Raw genomic sequence first — 15478 nt, 5'->3', positions numbered from 1 at the left:
CGCTCAGCTCCCCGCGCCGCCGGGGCGGCCGTCGTCCGGCTCGCCGCGCTGTTCGCTCTCCTCCAGCAGGGAGAGGGCGAACTGGAGGAGTTCGGGCGGCAGTCCGTGCGCGTCGAGGCCGCGGCCCGCGACGCCGCTGATCTCGCCGGTGCGCCGCTTGACGAGGAACTGGAGCCCGGCCACCACGTCGTCGACGACCTCGGACTCCTCCTTGAAGAACCGCCAGTCGACGCCGAAGCCCAGCCCCAGCGCCTTCAGGATCTCCTCGGAGGGCTGGGTGACCTTCCCGGCCAGGATGTTGGAGAAGTAGCTGTGCGAGAGGGAGCCGCCGCGGCTGCGCACCAGGTCGGAGAAGTAGCGGCCGGAGATGCGCTGGCCGGGGAAGGTCTTCTCGACCATGTACTCGACCTTCTGGCGCAGCGTGCACAGTTCGGGGGCGTCCTCGGCCCCCTCGGACCCCTCGGCCCCGGTCGGCGGGCGCTCGGCGACCTGCGGGTGGGCGGGGTCGTCGTACGGGGTGCCCGAGGGCGCGCCGGGGGTGGTGGGCGACCGCTGCCCGGCCTGTTCGGTCCCCTCCGAGCTGGCAGCGTTGTTCATCCGGCCCCCCACTGTCCCCTCCGCCGTTCCTGGTCGACCGATGCCACGGTGTTCGAATCTCGGTCGGCGGGGTCGTACTGTAACGGACCCCTTGACTCCGCCCGCCGCCTCTCGGCCATGTCTGCCCTCTCCCCACCTGCCGCAGTCGCGGTGTCCACGCCCGACTCACGTCCGGGAAGGCGTGGCGGACGCCCGAACGGGCGATGCAGGGCGGGAAGGGCGGACAAAGGGGAGCATTGCGCTCCGGCTGCGAATTCGGACTTGCGTAAACACTCTACGTCACTGTTAACTCGAAAAAACATCGCCAGGGGGCCACGAGGGGAGTGCCCTGACGGTGACCGGGCGCGTTGCTGCCGGGGCTCGACCGTGCGCGCACACCGCCGCGGCGGGCCCCCGGCGGCGGCACAGGCCGGCGGTGGGGAGCGGCGCTACGCGCATCAACCCGCCCTGGCCCGCACGCGACCGTTTCCGGGCCGCCCACGGGGGTGGCGGCGCGGGAACATGGCGCGTGCCCCGGGGGGCCCGTGTCCGCCAACACGGGCAGCCGGACCCGGGAGACCGGGCGCCCGGTGAAAGGCCGGAAGACCGGCGCAGGCCGGGAAACCGGGGGACCCGCGGGGACACCCGGGGGAAACGAGGGGGGAGAGGGCCGCCTGTCGGGGGACGGCGGCCGGTACGACGCCTCGGGGGAAGGCGTCGTACGACGGACGGCAGCCCCGTCGCGACGGGGGATACGCGACGGGGCTGCCTCCGGCATTATGCAGCCAGGTCCGGGGCAGACCTCAACGGACCCCCTCCTTCCGGACGCCCGGCCCGGCTGGGCCGCCTCCCGCGCCTTCGGCGCGCACCACCCCAGGAGCCCGCCCGTGCCCGTGCCCCCCGACGAGCCGACCCCGCCCGCCCCGCCCTACGACCCCGAGCTGGCCGAGGCCGCCGCCGAGCTGCGCCGCACCACGCCGGAGACCGCCGAGGTCGACATGGTCCCGGCGCTGCGCGCGGCCGTCGCCGCCTACCCGGAGGTCACCGACGACCAGCTGACGGCCGACGGCGCCTGGGAGGTCGCGGAGGACGAGGCCGAGGGTGTCCCCGTCCTCGTCTGCCGCCCCACCGCTCCCGCGCCCGGCCCGCTCCCCGTCCTCTGCGTCCTGCACGGCGGCGGCATGATCGTCGGCGACTGCCGCCAAGGCGTCCTCGACCCCCTCTCCTACGCACGCGAGCTGGGCTGCGCCGTGGTCTCCGCCGGCTACCGCCTCGCCCCCGAGCACCCCCACCCGGCCCCCGTCGAGGACTGCCTCACCGTCCTCGCCTGGACCCTCGGCAAGGGCGCCGCCGCCCACGGCCTCGACCCCGGCCGCGCCGTCCTGCACGGCACCAGCGCGGGCGGCGGCCTCGCCGCCGGCGCCGCCCTGCTCGCCCGCGACCGGGGCGCGCCCCTCCCGGCCGCGCTGATGCTCCTCTCCCCGATGCTCGACGACCGCAACGACACCCTCTCCGCCCGCCAGCTCGCCGGCTCCGGCGTCTGGGACCGGGCGGCCAACGCGGCGGGCTGGGCCGCGCTCCTCGGCGAGGCGGCCGGCGGCCCCGACGTGCCCCCGTACGCCGCCCCGGCCCGCGCCCGCGACCTCTCCGGACTGCCTCCCCTCTACCTGGACATCGGCTCGGCCGAGACCTTCCGCGACGAGGGGACCGCCTTCGCCTCCGGGGTCTGGGCGGCGGGCGGGGAGGCCGAGCTGCACGTCTGGCCGGGCGCCTTCCACGGCTCGGACGGCCTGGTCCCCGGCGCCCGGATCTCCCGCGCCGCCCGCGCGGCCCGCCTGGGCTGGCTGCGCCGCGTACTGGCGCTGCCGGGCTGATCCGGCGCGCGGGGCGGACGCGCCAGGCGTGCGGTGCCCGGCGAACCGCCCGTCATGTCGGATGATGTGGTGATCGAACACGTCGAAGAGGACGCGGAGGCGGCGGAGACGGGGCGGCGGCGGACCGGGACCCGGCCCCGCTACTCAGGGTTGCCTCAGCGACGCAGATCACCGCCGGGCTGGCTACAGTGCGGCCGAATAAATGGGTAGTCTCGTACGGACTGAGTAAGTTACCGCTTAGTAATGAACGCGGGACGGCCGGAGCACCGGTGGGACCGCCTCAGTCGCCGTCCGCTTGACCATCCGCCTAGCTATCCGCTCGCGCAGGTTCGAGGAGCCTCCATGCAACTCGCCGCGATCATTGTGTCGTTGACCCTCGCCGTCGTCGGCGTGGCGCTGTTCGGCCGGGCCATCGCGCAGATCTACCGGTACGTCCGCCTCGGCCAGCCCGTCCCCGCGGGCACCCGGACCGACGAGCCGGTGCAGCGCACCGTCACGGTGGCCAAGGAGTTCCTCGGCCACACCCGGATGAACCGCTGGGGCGTCGTCGGCGTCGCGCACTGGTTCGTCGCGGTGGGCTTCTTCGCGCTCGTGCTCACCCTGGTCCACGCGCTGGGCCAGGTCTTCCAGGCCGACTGGCAGCTGCCGATCATCGGCGGCTGGGCGCCGTACGAGATCTTCACCGAGCTGGTCGGTCTGCTGACCTTCCTCGGCATCGCCGTGCTGATCGTCATCCGCCAGCTCTCCCGCGCCGACAAGCCGGGCCGCAAGTCCCGCTTCGCCGGTTCCAACACCGGCCAGGCGTACTTCGTCGAGGCCGTCATCCTCATCATCGGCGTGGCCATCCTGGTCCTGCGCGGTCTTGAGGGCGCCCTGCACCACGTGGACCACTTCGAGTGGTCGTACCTGGTGACGTACCCGATGGTGGCCGGCTTCCGCGGGCTCAGCACGGAGACGCTGCAGAACCTCACCTACGTCGTCGCCACGATCAAGATCGGTACGTCCTTCGTCTGGATGATCACCGTCTCGCTCAAGACCGACATGGGTGTGGCCTGGCACCGCTTCCTGGCCTTCCCGAACATCTGGTTCAAGCGCGAGGCCGACGGCTCGGTGGCGCTCGGCGAGCTGAAGCCGATGGTGTCGGGCGGCAAGGAGATCGACTTCGAGACGGTCTTCGACGAGGAGGAGGGCGCCGAGGAGGCGGTCTTCGGTGCCTCGCAGGTCGAGCACTTCTCGTGGAAGGGCCTGCTGGACTTCTCCACCTGCACCGAGTGCGGGCGTTGCCAGTCGCAGTGCCCCGCCTGGAACACCGGCAAGCCGCTCTCCCCCAAGCTCCTCATCATGTCGCTGCGCGACCACGCGCACGCCAAGGCCCCGTACCTGCTGGCCGGCGGCGGCAAGACGATGGAGGGCGAGGAGAAGGCCACGGCCGAGCAGCTCAAGGACGTGCCCGCCGCCGCCCTCGCCGAGGCCGAGCGCCCCCTCATCGGCACCGCCGAGGAGAACGGCGTCATCGACCCCGACGTGCTGTGGTCCTGCACCACCTGCGGCGCCTGCGTCGAGCAGTGCCCGGTGGACATCGAGCACATCGACCACATCGTCGACATGCGCCGCTACCAGGTCATGATCGAGTCGGCCTTCCCGTCCGAGGCCGGCACGATGCTGAAGAACCTGGAGAAGAAGGGCAACCCCTGGGGGCTCGCCAAGAAGAAGCGCGTCGAGTGGACCAAGGAGGTCGACTTCGAGGTCCCGATCGTCGGCCAGGACGTGGAGGACCTCACCGAGGTCGACTACCTCTACTGGGTCGGCTGCGCCGGCGCCCTGGAAGACCGCGCCAAGAAGACCACCAAGGCCTTCGCGGAGCTGCTGCACATCGCGGGAGTCAAGTTCGCGATCATGGGCGGCGACGAGAAGTGCACCGGTGACTCGCCCCGCCGCCTCGGCAACGAGCCGCTCTTCCAGCAGCTCGGCCAGGAGAACGTCGCCATGCTGAACATGGCGTTCGGTGAGGACGACGAGGACGCGTCGACCAGGAAGCCCAAGGGCTCCAAGAAGATCGTCGCGACCTGCCCGCACTGCTTCAACACGATCGCCAACGAGTACCCGCAGCTCGGCGGCGAGTACGAGGTCATCCACCACACCCAGCTGCTCCAGCACCTGGTGGACGAGGGCAAGCTCGTGCCGGTCACCCCGGTCGAGGGCCTGATCACGTACCACGACCCCTGCTACCTCGGCCGCCACAACAAGGTCTACACGCCGCCGCGCGAGATCATCGCCAGCGTCCCGGGCCTGCGCAACGAGGAGATGCACCGTCACAAGGAGCGCGGCTTCTGCTGCGGCGCCGGCGGCGCCCGGATGTGGATGGAGGAGCGGATCGGCAAGCGCGTCAACGACGAGCGCGTCGACGAGGCCCTCTCCCTCAACCCGGACATCGTCTCCACCGCCTGCCCGTTCTGCCTCGTCATGCTGACCGACTCGGTCAACGGCAAGAAGAACGACGGCAAGGCCAAGGAGAGCCTCTCGGTCGTCGACGTCTCCCAGCTCCTCCTGGAGTCGGTCAAGACCCCGTCCGACCCGACCCCGGAGGAGTCCACGGAGGACGCCCCGGAACCGGAGCCGGCGAAGTAGCACCACGAAGCAGCACCACCCGGGCTGACCGCCCGAGCACGACCTGAGGGCCGTTCCCGCCGTAGGGCGGGGGCGGCCCTTCGGCATGGGCGCCTCCCCGCCGCGCGCATCCGAGCCCACCCCACCCTTACGCCCCGCCCCACCCCAGGAGCATCATGGCCCCGCGATCCGGGCCGCCATGGTCCCGGGCAGAGACAGGGACGGGCACACCAGCATGGGCATACGCAGCCGGGCGCGCGGCGACGACGCATTCCTCCGCACCCCAAGTCGCGCCCCCGGCCCCCGCGTCCGGTCCCGCGCTGCCCGCCGGGCCGCCACCGCCACCCTCCTCGCCGCGGCCCTCGCCCTCACCGCCTGCTCCCAGTCGCCCGACGACGGCGGGGCCGAGGCCCGCCCGAACCAGGCCGGCACCAAGTCCCGCAAGGGCACCCCGCCCCTCCCCGTCCCCCGGGGCAAGGGCAGCCGCGCCGCCCGGGACACCGCCGCGCCCCCGGACTTCAACGGGGACGGCCACCCCGACCTGATCCTCGACGAGTTGGCCAAGGGGCCCGACGATCCGCAGGGCGACGACGCGGGGATCGGGATCGTCTACGGGAGCGAGCGCGGCCTCGTCCCGGGCGCCCGTCAGCTGCTCTCCCCGGCCCGTACGGCCGCCGAGGTCGAGGGGGTGCTGCCCGCCGCCTTCGACACCGAGGCCGCCTGTGACCTGGACGGGGACGGGTACACCGACCTGGTCGTCTCCACCGATCCGCCGTTCGACGGGCAGGGACGGCCGCCGGTGCCGGTGCAGTTGGTGTTCGGCGGGCCCGAGGGGCTGACCGGGCGGGCCGTCGTGCTGCGCGTCCCCGAGCGGGCCCGGTTCGGGAACGACTGGCCCGACCACCCCGTCTGCGGGGACTTCGACGGGGACGGCGAGGCCGACCTGGTGCTGCACGCCAGCAGCAGCCGACTCTCGTTCCTCCAGGGCCCGTTCACGCGCAAGGGCGCCCCCGCGGACGCCGGTGCCGCCCTGCCCGTCCCCGGTGACCTGCCGGCCGGCCCCGCCGCCGACCTCGACGGTGACGGGACGAGCGACCTGGTCGTGCGCGCGGGCGGCGGGCGCGCCAAGGCCCGCGTCGTCCTCGGGGGACCGCAGGGGCCCACCCGTCCGGGCCCGGCCCTGCCCGCCGCCACCGCCCACGCCTTCGGCCACTTCGCGGGCGCCCGTGGCGGCTCCGGCACCGCCGGTCTCGACACCGCCCTCGCCGCCGGCGACACCCTGCGGCTGCGCCCGGCCGCCCCCGGCCTCCCGGCCACCACGCTGAAGACCTCGGCCCCCGGCCCCCTCGCGGCCGGCGACACCGACGGCGACGGCCGCACCGACCTGGCCCTCGCCCCGGCCGAGGGCGCCCGCGCCGTCACCGTGCTGCCCGGCGCCGGTACCGGGCTCGACGCGGCGCGGGCCGTCACCGTCACGCCGCCCGGCGGCAAGGGCGACGCCGTGCAGCTGCTGGCGCTGGCCGACTACGACGGGGACGGCCGCGCGGACCTCGTCCTGCGCACGGTCCACGGCGCCACCCGGGACACGGTCACCGTCCACCCGGGCACGGCGAAGGGCACCGCCGCGCGCCCCTCGCTCTCCTTCACCTCGGCCGACCTGCTGCCGCGCTGACGGCGCCGGCCGCGCCCGGCCTCGTACGGAGCGGGCCCAGGCCGCCTGGCTGGGCCCGGCGCCGTCGCACCCCGTAACCTCATCCGCAGAGCTTCCGCAACCTGACCGACCCCCCGGCGCCACCACCTCGTCACCCCCGGCGACGAGCCCGGCCCGCCCAGGAGAGCCCCAGACATGCCGCCGTACCTCCGCACCGCCCTCGCCTCCGCGACCGCCGCCGTCCTGACCGGCGGACTCCTCGCCGTGGCGCCCGGGGCCACCGCGGCCACCGCGGACTCCGGTGCTCCCGTGGCCGGTGCCGACTTCAACGGGGACGGGTACGCCGACGTCGCCGTCTCCGCCTCCCGGGCCACCGTCGAGGGGCAGACGGCCGCCGGGGAGCTCGCGATCATCTACGGCGGGCCCGAGGGGAATCGTCACACCACGATCCACCAGGGCAGCCCGGGCGTCCCCGGCGACCCCGAGCCGTACGACTACTTCGGCGCCGCCCACGCCTGGGGCGACTTCGACGGCGACGGCTACGACGACCTGATCACCGGCGCCCCGGGCGAGGACATCGGCGACGACCAGAACACCGGCACCGCCGTCATCCTCTGGGGCTCCCCGTCCGGCCTGGTCGGCGGCACCACCCTCAAGGACCCGCGCCCCGGCAGCCACGACGGCTTCGGCGCCCCCGTCATCACCGGAGACTTCGACGGCGACGGCCGCACCGACATAGCCGTGGGTGCCGCCTACGGCTACGCCTCCGTCGACGTCTTCCTCGGCGGCGTCACCCGCGACGGCACCCCCGGCTCCCACCACGTCGTCACCCCGCCCCTGCACGGCCGCTTCGGGCTCGGCGCCCGTTCGCTCGGCGCCGGCGACCTCGACGGGGACGGCAAGGACGACCTGCTCGTCGACGGGTACGCCGCCGACGACGCCCGCCCCGCCACCTTCTGGCTCCCCGGCACCGCCGAAGGCCCCACCACCACCGGCACCCAGCGCCTCCCCGGCGGCTCGATAGGCGCGGTCGGCGACACCGACGGCGACGGCTACGACGAAGTCATCCTCGGCACCGACCCGACCGAGGCCGCCGACGGCCCCCGCGAACTCGCGCCCCCGAAGGACCCGAGGACCGCCAAGCCCCGCGAGGACACCCCCGAGGCCAAGGCCCGCGAGGCCGCCGAGAAGGTCAAGAACTCCAAGGCCGAGGCCGCCGCCAAGGCCCCCCGCTCCCCGGCCGTCGGCGAACCCGCCCGCCCCAGCGAACTCGGCGGCTCGGTCCGCATCGTGCACGGCACCGCCGAGGGCCCCGCCCACGGCCTGGTCCGCACCCTCACCCCGGACACCGTCGGCGTCCCGGGCAACGTCGAGAAGGGAGACGCCTTCGGCGCCGCCCTCGCCCTCGGCGACCTCGACGGCGACGGCCACCCGGACCTGCTCGTCGGCGTCCCCGGCGAACACATCGACGGCGTCCCCGAGACCGGCGCCGTCATCGCCCTCTACGGCGACAGCGACGGTTCGGGCCTCACCGGCGACGGCGCCCGCTCCCTCCACCAGAACACCCGCGCCTTCCGCGACGAGAACGAGCCCGGCGACCGCTTCGGCACCGCCGTCCACCTCGCCGACCTCGACGGCGACGGCCTCCCCGACCCCGTCATCGGCTCCGCGGGCGAGAACGCCGGCAACGGCGCGCTCCACACCGCCCGCTCCACCAAGAGCCGAAAGCTCACCGACGGGGCCGTCCTGTACGTCTCCACCCTCGGCATCTCCACCGAGGGGACCCCGGAGCTGGGAAGCCACCTCTCCGGCTGAGGTCGGCCGGGCGCGGCTGAGCCCGGAAACCCGTGCCCCCGTACGTACAACCTCATCCGACCATTGATGGTCACGTACACGCCAAACGCTTCTCCCGTGGACCCCGCGTCCGCCAGGGCCCGTGCCGTCAGCCGGACCCCGACCCCCACGCGGGGCACGCGGTCCGAGGAGAGAGCCGAGGCCACCGAGACCTCACCGGATGCCCCGGGCATCCCCGCATGCACGCAGGAGACCCCGCATGCAGAAGCGCCTGACCACCCTCCTCGCCGCGGCCACCACCGCGGCCCTCACCGGCGGCCTCCTCGCCGCGACCGCCCCCACGGCCGTCGCCGCCCCCGTCCCCCTCGGCGAACACGACGCCGACTTCAACGGCGACGGGTACGCGGACCTGGCGCTGACCTCCGCCCGTTCCACCGTCGCGGGCCAGGCCCAGGCGGGCCAGGTCGCGCTGATCTACGGCGGCCCCAAGAAGAACCGCCACGCGACCATTCACCAGGACAGCCCGGGCGTTCCCGGGGGCGTCGAGAAGGGAGACCTCTTCGGCGTGGACCTCGCCACCGGGGACTTCGACGGCGACGGCTACGACGACCTGCTCACCGGTGCCCCCGGCGAGGATGTCGGCTCCGACAAGGACGGGGGCACGGCCGTGATCCTCTGGGGCTCCGCCTCGGGCCTCAAGGGCGGCACCACGCTCAAGGATCCCCGCCCCACCAAGCACGACAACTACGGCTCACCGCTGGAGGCCGGTGACTTCAACGGGGACGGCGTCACGGACATCGCCGTGGGCTCGCTCGCGTACGCCTCCGTCGACCTCTTCCTCGGACCGATCCGCCGCTCCGGCTCCACGGGCCGGGCGTCGGTCGTCACCGCGCCCGTCCACGGCGACGGCTACGGCGCCCAGAACCTCCACTCCGGCGACGTGGACGGCGACGGCAAGGACGATCTGATCGTCAACGGCTACTCCACCAGTGACGATTACAACGCGAACTACTGGCTCCCGGGCACCTCCACCGGCGTCTCCACCGCCCGGGCACAGCGCCTGACCGCCGGCATCATCACCGACGCCGGAGACGTCGACCAGGACGGCCGTGACGACATCGTCATCGGTTCCAGTTGGGACGGGGACATCGACGGTGCCTCCAAGGGAGGGGCGGTCCACATCGTTCACGGCACCCCTGACGGTCCCGCCTACGGAGGTGTCCAGACCGTCACCCAGGACAGCAAGGGGGTCCCGGGCGCATCCGAGAAGGGCGACGGCTTCGGCAACGAACTCGACCTTGGTGACATCGACGGCGACGGCCGCCTCGACCTCGTCGTGGGCCTCCCGGGCGAGGACATCGACGGCGTGAAGGACACCGGCTCCGCCCTGGTGCTCCTCGGCGCCCGTGACGGCTCCGGCATCTCCACCACCGGCGCCCGCACCCTCCACCAGAACACGAAGGGCGTGCCGAACGAGAACGAGAAGAACGACCTCTTCGGCAACGAGGTCCACATCGACGACCTCAACGGCGACGGCCGCGGCGACGTGATCATCGGCGCCCCCGGTGAGAACAGCGGCAACGGCGCCGTCTACGCCCTCACCGCCGCCGCCTCCGGCTCCCTCACCTCCACTGGCGGCCTCTACGCCTCCACCTTCGGCATCTCGACGGCCGGCACCCCGCACCTCGGCATCAACTTCGCCGACTGACGCACGACGCCGCCCCTCCCGCCGGGAGTCCCCTAGGGGTCCCCCGGCGGGGATGTCACAGCTCGGCCGCAAACGCCCCTTCCGCCAACTGCCCCCGGGGCGCGATCCGTCCGGACCAGGTACGTTCGACCACGTGGCTGGATTCAGGACCGGACGCGGCCGGGACAACCGCAACGACCGACCGCACGGACAACCGCGGCAGCAGCCGTACGGGCAGCAAGCCCCGTACGGCGGCCAGCCGAACCCGCCCGGCGGCGGCTACCAGGGCGGGCCGCCGCAGCAGTGGCCCCAGACGCACGGCCAGGGCGAGCCGGAGTACTTCGGCGACCCCGGCCACGGCGGCCACCAGCCCTACCCCCCGCAGCAGCCCCAGCCGCCGCAGGGCGGCTACGGCTACCCGGCCCCGCCGACGGCCCCCGACCCGTACGCCAGGCGGCCCCACCAGGCCCCGCACGACCCGTACGCGGCGCAGAACAACGCGGGGCACACCCAGGCGTTCTCGATCGACGAGCAGTACCACCACGGCGGCCCGCCGGAGGGCGAGGTCTACGCGACCGGCCCCAGCGGCCCCCGTCTGCACTGGAAGCAGCTCCTGAGCGGCATCATCCTGCGCCCCGGGCCCACCTTCCACCAGATGCGCGACTACCAGGTGTGGGGCCCCGCCCTCACCGTCACCTTCCTCTACGGCCTGCTCGCCATCTTCGGCTTCGACACGGCCCGCGAGGACGTGATCAACGCCGCCCTCTCCACGGCGATCCCGTACGTCCTGACGACGGCGGTGGCGTTCACCCTGAGCGCCTTCGTCCTCGGCACCGTCACCCACACCCTCGCCCGCCAGCTCGGCGGCGCCGGCTCCTGGCAGCCGACGGTGGGGCTGTCGATGCTGATCATGACCCTGACCGACGTGCCGCGCCTGCTGCCGGCCCTCTTCATGGGCGGCGACGCCTCGGTCGTCCAGATCATCGGCTGGATCACCTGGCTCGCCGCCGGCGCCCTCTTCACCGCGATGGTCGCCAAGTCCCACGACCTGCCCTGGCCGAAGGCGCTCGCCGCCTCCGCGATCCAGCTCCTGGCCCTGCTCTCCCTGATCAAGCTCGGCACCTTCTGAGCCTGTACGCCCGGAGCCTGTACGCCTGAGGGCCCGGACACCGAGTACACGGTGTCCGGGCCCTCAGGCGTACAGGCAGCTGCGGCGGGCCGCTCAGGCGTCGAGCACCTGGCCGGCGCGCTTCACCACGGGCGGCTCCACGCTCCACGGGAAGTTGATCCACTCGTCGGTCCGCTTCCACACGTACTCGCACTTCACCAGCGACTGCGACTTCTCGTAGATCACCGCGGAACGCACCTCGGCGACCTCGCCGACGCAGAAGTCGTGGACCAGCTTCAGCGTCTTGCCGGTGTCGGCGACGTCGTCCGCGATGAGCACCTTCTTGTCGGTGAAGTCGATCGCGTTCGGCACCGGCGCCAGCATGACCGGCATCTCCAGCGTCTCGCCCACGCCCGTGTAGAACTCCACGTTCACCAGGTGGATGTTCTTGCAGTCCAGCGCGTACGCCAGGCCGCCGGCGACGAAGACGCCGCCGCGTGCGATGGAGAGGATGACGTCCGGCTCGTAGCCGTCGTCGGCGATGGTCTGGGCCAGCTCACGGATGGCCGTGCCGAAGGTCTCGTACGTGAGGTTCTCGCGAACGTCGCTCATGCCGGGTATCACACCTGCGTCCGATGAAAGTTGAGATAGGAACGCGAGGCGGTCGGCCCGCGCTGCCCCTGATAACGGGACCCGTACCGCTCCGAGCCGTACGGGAACTCCGCGGGCGAGGAGAGCCGGAACATGCAGAGCTGCCCGATCTTCATCCCCGGCCAGAGCTTGATCGGCAGCGTCGCCAGATTCGACAGCTCCAGGGTCACGTGCCCGGAGAAGCCCGGGTCGATGAAGCCCGCGGTGGAGTGCGTCACCAGACCCAGCCGCCCCAGCGAGCTCTTCCCCTCCAGCCGCGAGGCCAGATCGTCGGGGAGCGAGATCACCTCGTACGTCGAGGCGAGCACGAACTCCCCCGGGTGCAGGATGAACGGCTCGTCCCCGGGCGGCTCCACCGTCCGCGTCAGCCCGTCCTGCTCCACCGAGGGGTCGATGTGCGGGTACAGGTGGTTCTCGAACACCCGGAAGAACCGGTCGAGACGCACATCGATACTCGACGGCTGCACCATGTCCGGCTCGAACGGATCGATCCGCACACGCCCGGCGTCGATCTCGGCCCGGATGTCTTTGTCTGAGAGAAGCACGCACCGAGGATACGCAGAGCGCGCGGGCCCGCCCCAACCGGACGGCCCCGCGCGCAGGTGACTCTTCTTACTGCGGTACTGCGGTACTGCGGTACTGCGGTACTGCGGTACTGCGGTACTGCGGTACTCCGCGCTGCTCCGCGCTCCTACCGCTTGGCCCACTCCACGGGCACGGCCTGCCTCAGCCGCGCGCACCGGGGACAGCGGATCAGCCGCCCCGGCCCGATCCGCCCGCTCCCGAGCTGCTGCATCGGAAACGAAGCGGTGCTGAACACGTGCCCATCGGCACAGCGGACGACGGTCTGCTCCATCAAAGTCCCAGAGTCCTTCCCCACGAGCCCGTCACACACAACGGCGCCGCGCCACCACCGGAAACCAGCTCTGCCGGCCCCGACCGCCCGACGCCCGAGGGCACATTACGGGACGAACCCCCCGCCCCGCCGAAGCCACCCCCACCCGCACACCGTACGCCTGCCCCCACACGTCAAAGCCCCCACCGTGGACGGCAGGGGCTGGGCATGGGGTAGAGTAACCAGCGATCCACCCCTCATCGGGGAAGTGGATCTTGCGGGTGTAGTTTAATGGTAGAACATGAGCTTCCCAAGCTCAGAGCGCGAGTTCGATTCTCGTCACCCGCTCTTCCACGAACCCCCAGGTCAACGACCTGGGGGTTCGTTGTTGTCTGAACCTCCCTAGGCGCCTTGCACTGCCTCCGCGCCACTGAAGCTTTTTCGCGGCACTCACGGTCGCTCTTTGCCCGCTCTCAGGATCGCCGCACATGCCCGGAGCTCTATCGTTGTGCCGACCGGATGGGCACGCCTGGCCACATGGTGAGGTGGCGCGTCATCGGGAGCGGGGGAGCGACATGGGTGACGAAGCGCCGGCGATGGTGCGGGAACTTGAGGGGTACCGAGGCGAGTTGGTTCGCCACTGCTATCGCATGCTGGGGTCGTACGCAGAAGCCGAGGATGCCGCTCAGCAGGCCCTCGTCCGAGCTTGGCAGAACGCCGGGAAGTTCGAGGGCAGGTCGTCCCTCCGTTCATGGGTGTACCGGATCGCCACCAACGTGTGTCTGGACGCCCTTGCTGCCGGGAGGCGGCGGGCGCTGCCGATGGACCTGTCCGGGCCTTCGGACGGCGCCGCGCCTCCAGGCGTGCCGGCGGACAGCGCGCTGTGGATCGGCCCCCTGCCCGGTGGCGATCCGGCGGATTCCGCGATGACCGGCGAGTCGGTGCGGCTGGCGTTCGTCGCCGCGCTCCAGCACCTGCCGCCCAAGCAGCGGGCCACGTTGCTTCTGCGGGATGTCCTCGGCTTCTCGGCCCGCGAGGTCGCCGACCTGCACGGCTGTACTCTCGCCTCCGCCAACAGCGCTTTGCAGCGGGCCCGCTCCACTCTGGCCGACCGTCGGGACGGGGCCGACGAACTCGGCCTCCCGGCGCCCGGTGGCACGCAGCAGGTTCTGGCCGAGCGATACGCCGCAGCGTTCTCCCGGTACGACATGGAGGAGCTGGGATTGCTGCTCCACGTCGATGCCACTCTGTCCCTGCCGCCGTACGCGAAGTGGATGCGCGGGATGGCCGATATCAAGTCGTGGCTGACAGGACCGGCCGTCGGCTGCCGCGGTTCGCGGCTCATCCCGACCGTGGCGAACAGCTCCCCCGCCTTCGGCCAGTACCGGCCCCGTGCGGACAGAACCGGCTACGAGCCGTGGGCGCTCCAAGTTCTCGAGTTCTCCGGCGACCGCATCGCGAGTATCACGGCATTCCGTGACACCGCGCTCCTCTTTCCCCAGTTCGGCCTGTCGGGACACCTGAGCGCTGAAGCATGCTTCGGCGTCCCGACCTGATCACTTGGCGCTGTCCTCGGCGAGCGTGTGGGCGACGAGGGCATTCGCGTGGCCGTGGCCGAGTCCGTGCTCGGATTTGAGCCAGCCGACGAGCTCCATGTGCCGGGTGAGCGGTGAGGAACGAATGAGCCCCTTCCACTCGGCGATCGGACGGCCGTACTTCTTCTCGATGGACGGGAAGTAGCTGGCAGGGCCCTTCACGGCGTTGTCGGTCATGGAGGCTCCGTTTCGTTTCGTGATCATCTCGGTGGTGCCGGTGAGAGCGGCGTTCGGTCAGCGGTCACCTGGAGCATCGGCCAGCCGCGCCATCACCGCGCTCAGCCACAGCAGACCGAGGCCGGCGCCGGCGGTAAACGCCAGAACCGACGCGGCAGAGGCCATGAACCCGGCGAGGACAGCCACGGGCACGACACGCGACGCCACGGCCCAGCCACGGAGGCCCCGGGCGGCGAGCGGGCGAGCCAGAACCACGAACGCGGCACACAGAGCGAGGTAGCCGATCATCCCGGCGGCCATGTGGGCTGCACCGTGTCCGCTCATCACCGTCGCGTCCGGGGAGCCTGCGGGGAAGCCCGCACCGGCGTCGGCCGGGAAGGCGGCCGCGGCCCAGAAGGAGAGGCCGAAAACGCCGACCAGGGCCGGTGCCCACCTCCCGGCGGAGCCTCTGCGCAGAGTCCGCCGTAGCCCGGCCGCGCCGGCGACCAGCAGCGCTCCGGTGCAGACGAAACTCAGCGTCTGGACCCAGCCGGCCCCACCCAGAGCGAGCTGGCTGATCGCGTTTCGGGTGAAGTCGAAGCCCTCGCGCGTGAGTCCCTGGGCGAGTCCGGCCGCGAGGAACAGCGGACCTGCCACCACACCACCGGTCGTGAGCCACCGCGCCGTGGATCGCTGAGTGGCGGCTGCCGAGTGGAGGGGGCCAGGTGTCGTGAACGTGCCGGTCATGGTTGTGCCTTCCTCGTTGCGACGGTGTCACTGATACGACCGACGGCGAGCGGCAGGATGATCGCCCTCCAGTGTGTGCCCTGGCTCACACGCGGGAGGGTTGAGCTCCCCTCAGGGGCGGGCCCGGACCCCCTGGCACACTCCGGCAGGAATGGAACGGGGCGGAGTGGCGCGGCTCACTCCTTTTCCCTCGCCCC

At 72.3% G+C, this 15478-nt stretch carries 12 protein-coding genes and 1 tRNA gene; 8 read left to right on the top strand and 5 right to left on the bottom strand.

All coding sequences use genetic code 11. The features are described 5' to 3' along the window. Positions 1-3: 3 nt before the first annotated feature. Entirely contained in the window at positions 4-597 is a 594-nt protein-coding gene (locus IF45_RS31345) for a hypothetical protein (protein ID WP_030307091.1), read from the bottom strand. An 866-nt stretch (positions 598-1463) separates the two neighbouring features. Here IF45_RS31345 and IF45_RS0111185 point away from each other — a divergent pair. The 6 genes from IF45_RS0111185 (at position 1464) to IF45_RS0111160 (ending at position 11318) form a co-directional block, all read left to right on the top strand. After that, on the top strand, positions 1464-2450 hold the full coding sequence (locus IF45_RS0111185; protein WP_030307089.1) for an alpha/beta hydrolase: 987 nt from the start codon (positions 1464-1466) through the stop codon (positions 2448-2450). 342 nt (positions 2451-2792) lie between these two features. Further along, positions 2793-5078: a (Fe-S)-binding protein gene (locus tag IF45_RS0111180; protein WP_030307088.1), complete on the top strand. Its 2286-nt coding sequence runs from the start codon at positions 2793-2795 to the stop codon at positions 5076-5078. 214 nt (positions 5079-5292) lie between these two features. After that, entirely contained in the window at positions 5293-6729 is a 1437-nt protein-coding gene (locus tag IF45_RS0111175; RefSeq protein WP_030307086.1) for an FG-GAP repeat domain-containing protein, read from the top strand. A gap of 174 nt (positions 6730-6903) precedes the next feature. Next, positions 6904-8523 carry an FG-GAP-like repeat-containing protein gene (locus IF45_RS0111170; RefSeq protein WP_030307085.1) on the top strand — a complete coding sequence of 540 codons (1620 nt, stop codon included), beginning with the start codon at positions 6904-6906 and terminating at the stop codon, positions 8521-8523. A gap of 238 nt (positions 8524-8761) precedes the next feature. Next, positions 8762-10210 carry an FG-GAP and VCBS repeat-containing protein gene (locus tag IF45_RS0111165; RefSeq protein ID WP_030307084.1) on the top strand — a complete coding sequence of 483 codons (1449 nt, stop codon included), beginning with the start codon at positions 8762-8764 and terminating at the stop codon, positions 10208-10210. 133 nt (positions 10211-10343) lie between these two features. Next, positions 10344-11318: a Yip1 family protein gene (locus IF45_RS0111160; RefSeq protein WP_030307083.1), complete on the top strand. Its 975-nt coding sequence runs from the start codon at positions 10344-10346 to the stop codon at positions 11316-11318. A gap of 93 nt (positions 11319-11411) precedes the next feature. Here the strand turns inward: IF45_RS0111160 and IF45_RS0111155 are convergent, their stop codons facing one another. Together IF45_RS0111155 and dcd are read right to left on the bottom strand one after the other, a co-directional pair. Further along, positions 11412-11909 carry a phosphoribosyltransferase gene (locus IF45_RS0111155; protein ID WP_003949247.1) on the bottom strand — a complete coding sequence of 166 codons (498 nt, stop codon included), beginning with the start codon at positions 11907-11909 and terminating at the stop codon, positions 11412-11414. An 8-nt stretch (positions 11910-11917) separates the two neighbouring features. Continuing rightward, positions 11918-12493, bottom strand: a complete 576-nt coding sequence (dcd, locus tag IF45_RS0111150; RefSeq protein ID WP_003949246.1) for a dCTP deaminase — start codon at positions 12491-12493, stop codon at positions 11918-11920. A gap of 567 nt (positions 12494-13060) precedes the next feature. On the opposite strand from dcd, the gene IF45_RS0111140 reads away from it, so the two are divergent. Together IF45_RS0111140 and IF45_RS0111135 are read left to right on the top strand one after the other, a co-directional pair. After that, positions 13061-13131 (top strand) — tRNA-Gly (locus IF45_RS0111140). A 227-nt stretch (positions 13132-13358) separates the two neighbouring features. Beyond that, positions 13359-14339, top strand: a complete 981-nt coding sequence (locus IF45_RS0111135) for an RNA polymerase subunit sigma-70 (RefSeq protein WP_030307081.1) — start codon at positions 13359-13361, stop codon at positions 14337-14339. Here the strand turns inward: IF45_RS0111135 and IF45_RS0111130 are convergent, their stop codons facing one another. Both IF45_RS0111130 and IF45_RS0111125 read right to left on the bottom strand, forming a co-directional pair. Continuing rightward, entirely contained in the window at positions 14340-14555 is a 216-nt protein-coding gene (locus tag IF45_RS0111130) for a DUF4287 domain-containing protein (RefSeq protein WP_018470180.1), read from the bottom strand. A gap of 57 nt (positions 14556-14612) precedes the next feature. Then, complete coding sequence (locus IF45_RS0111125) at positions 14613-15281, bottom strand: DUF998 domain-containing protein (protein ID WP_030307080.1); 669 nt, start codon at positions 15279-15281, stop codon at positions 14613-14615. Between the last annotated feature and the right edge of the window lie 197 nt (positions 15282-15478).

This window comes from Streptomyces albidoflavus (assembly GCF_000719955.1).
In the GTDB taxonomy this organism is placed as follows: domain Bacteria; phylum Actinomycetota; class Actinomycetes; order Streptomycetales; family Streptomycetaceae; genus Streptomyces; species Streptomyces albidoflavus.
The sequence above is the reverse complement of the archived record's forward strand: the minus strand, read 5'-3'. Positions and strand labels throughout refer to the sequence as shown.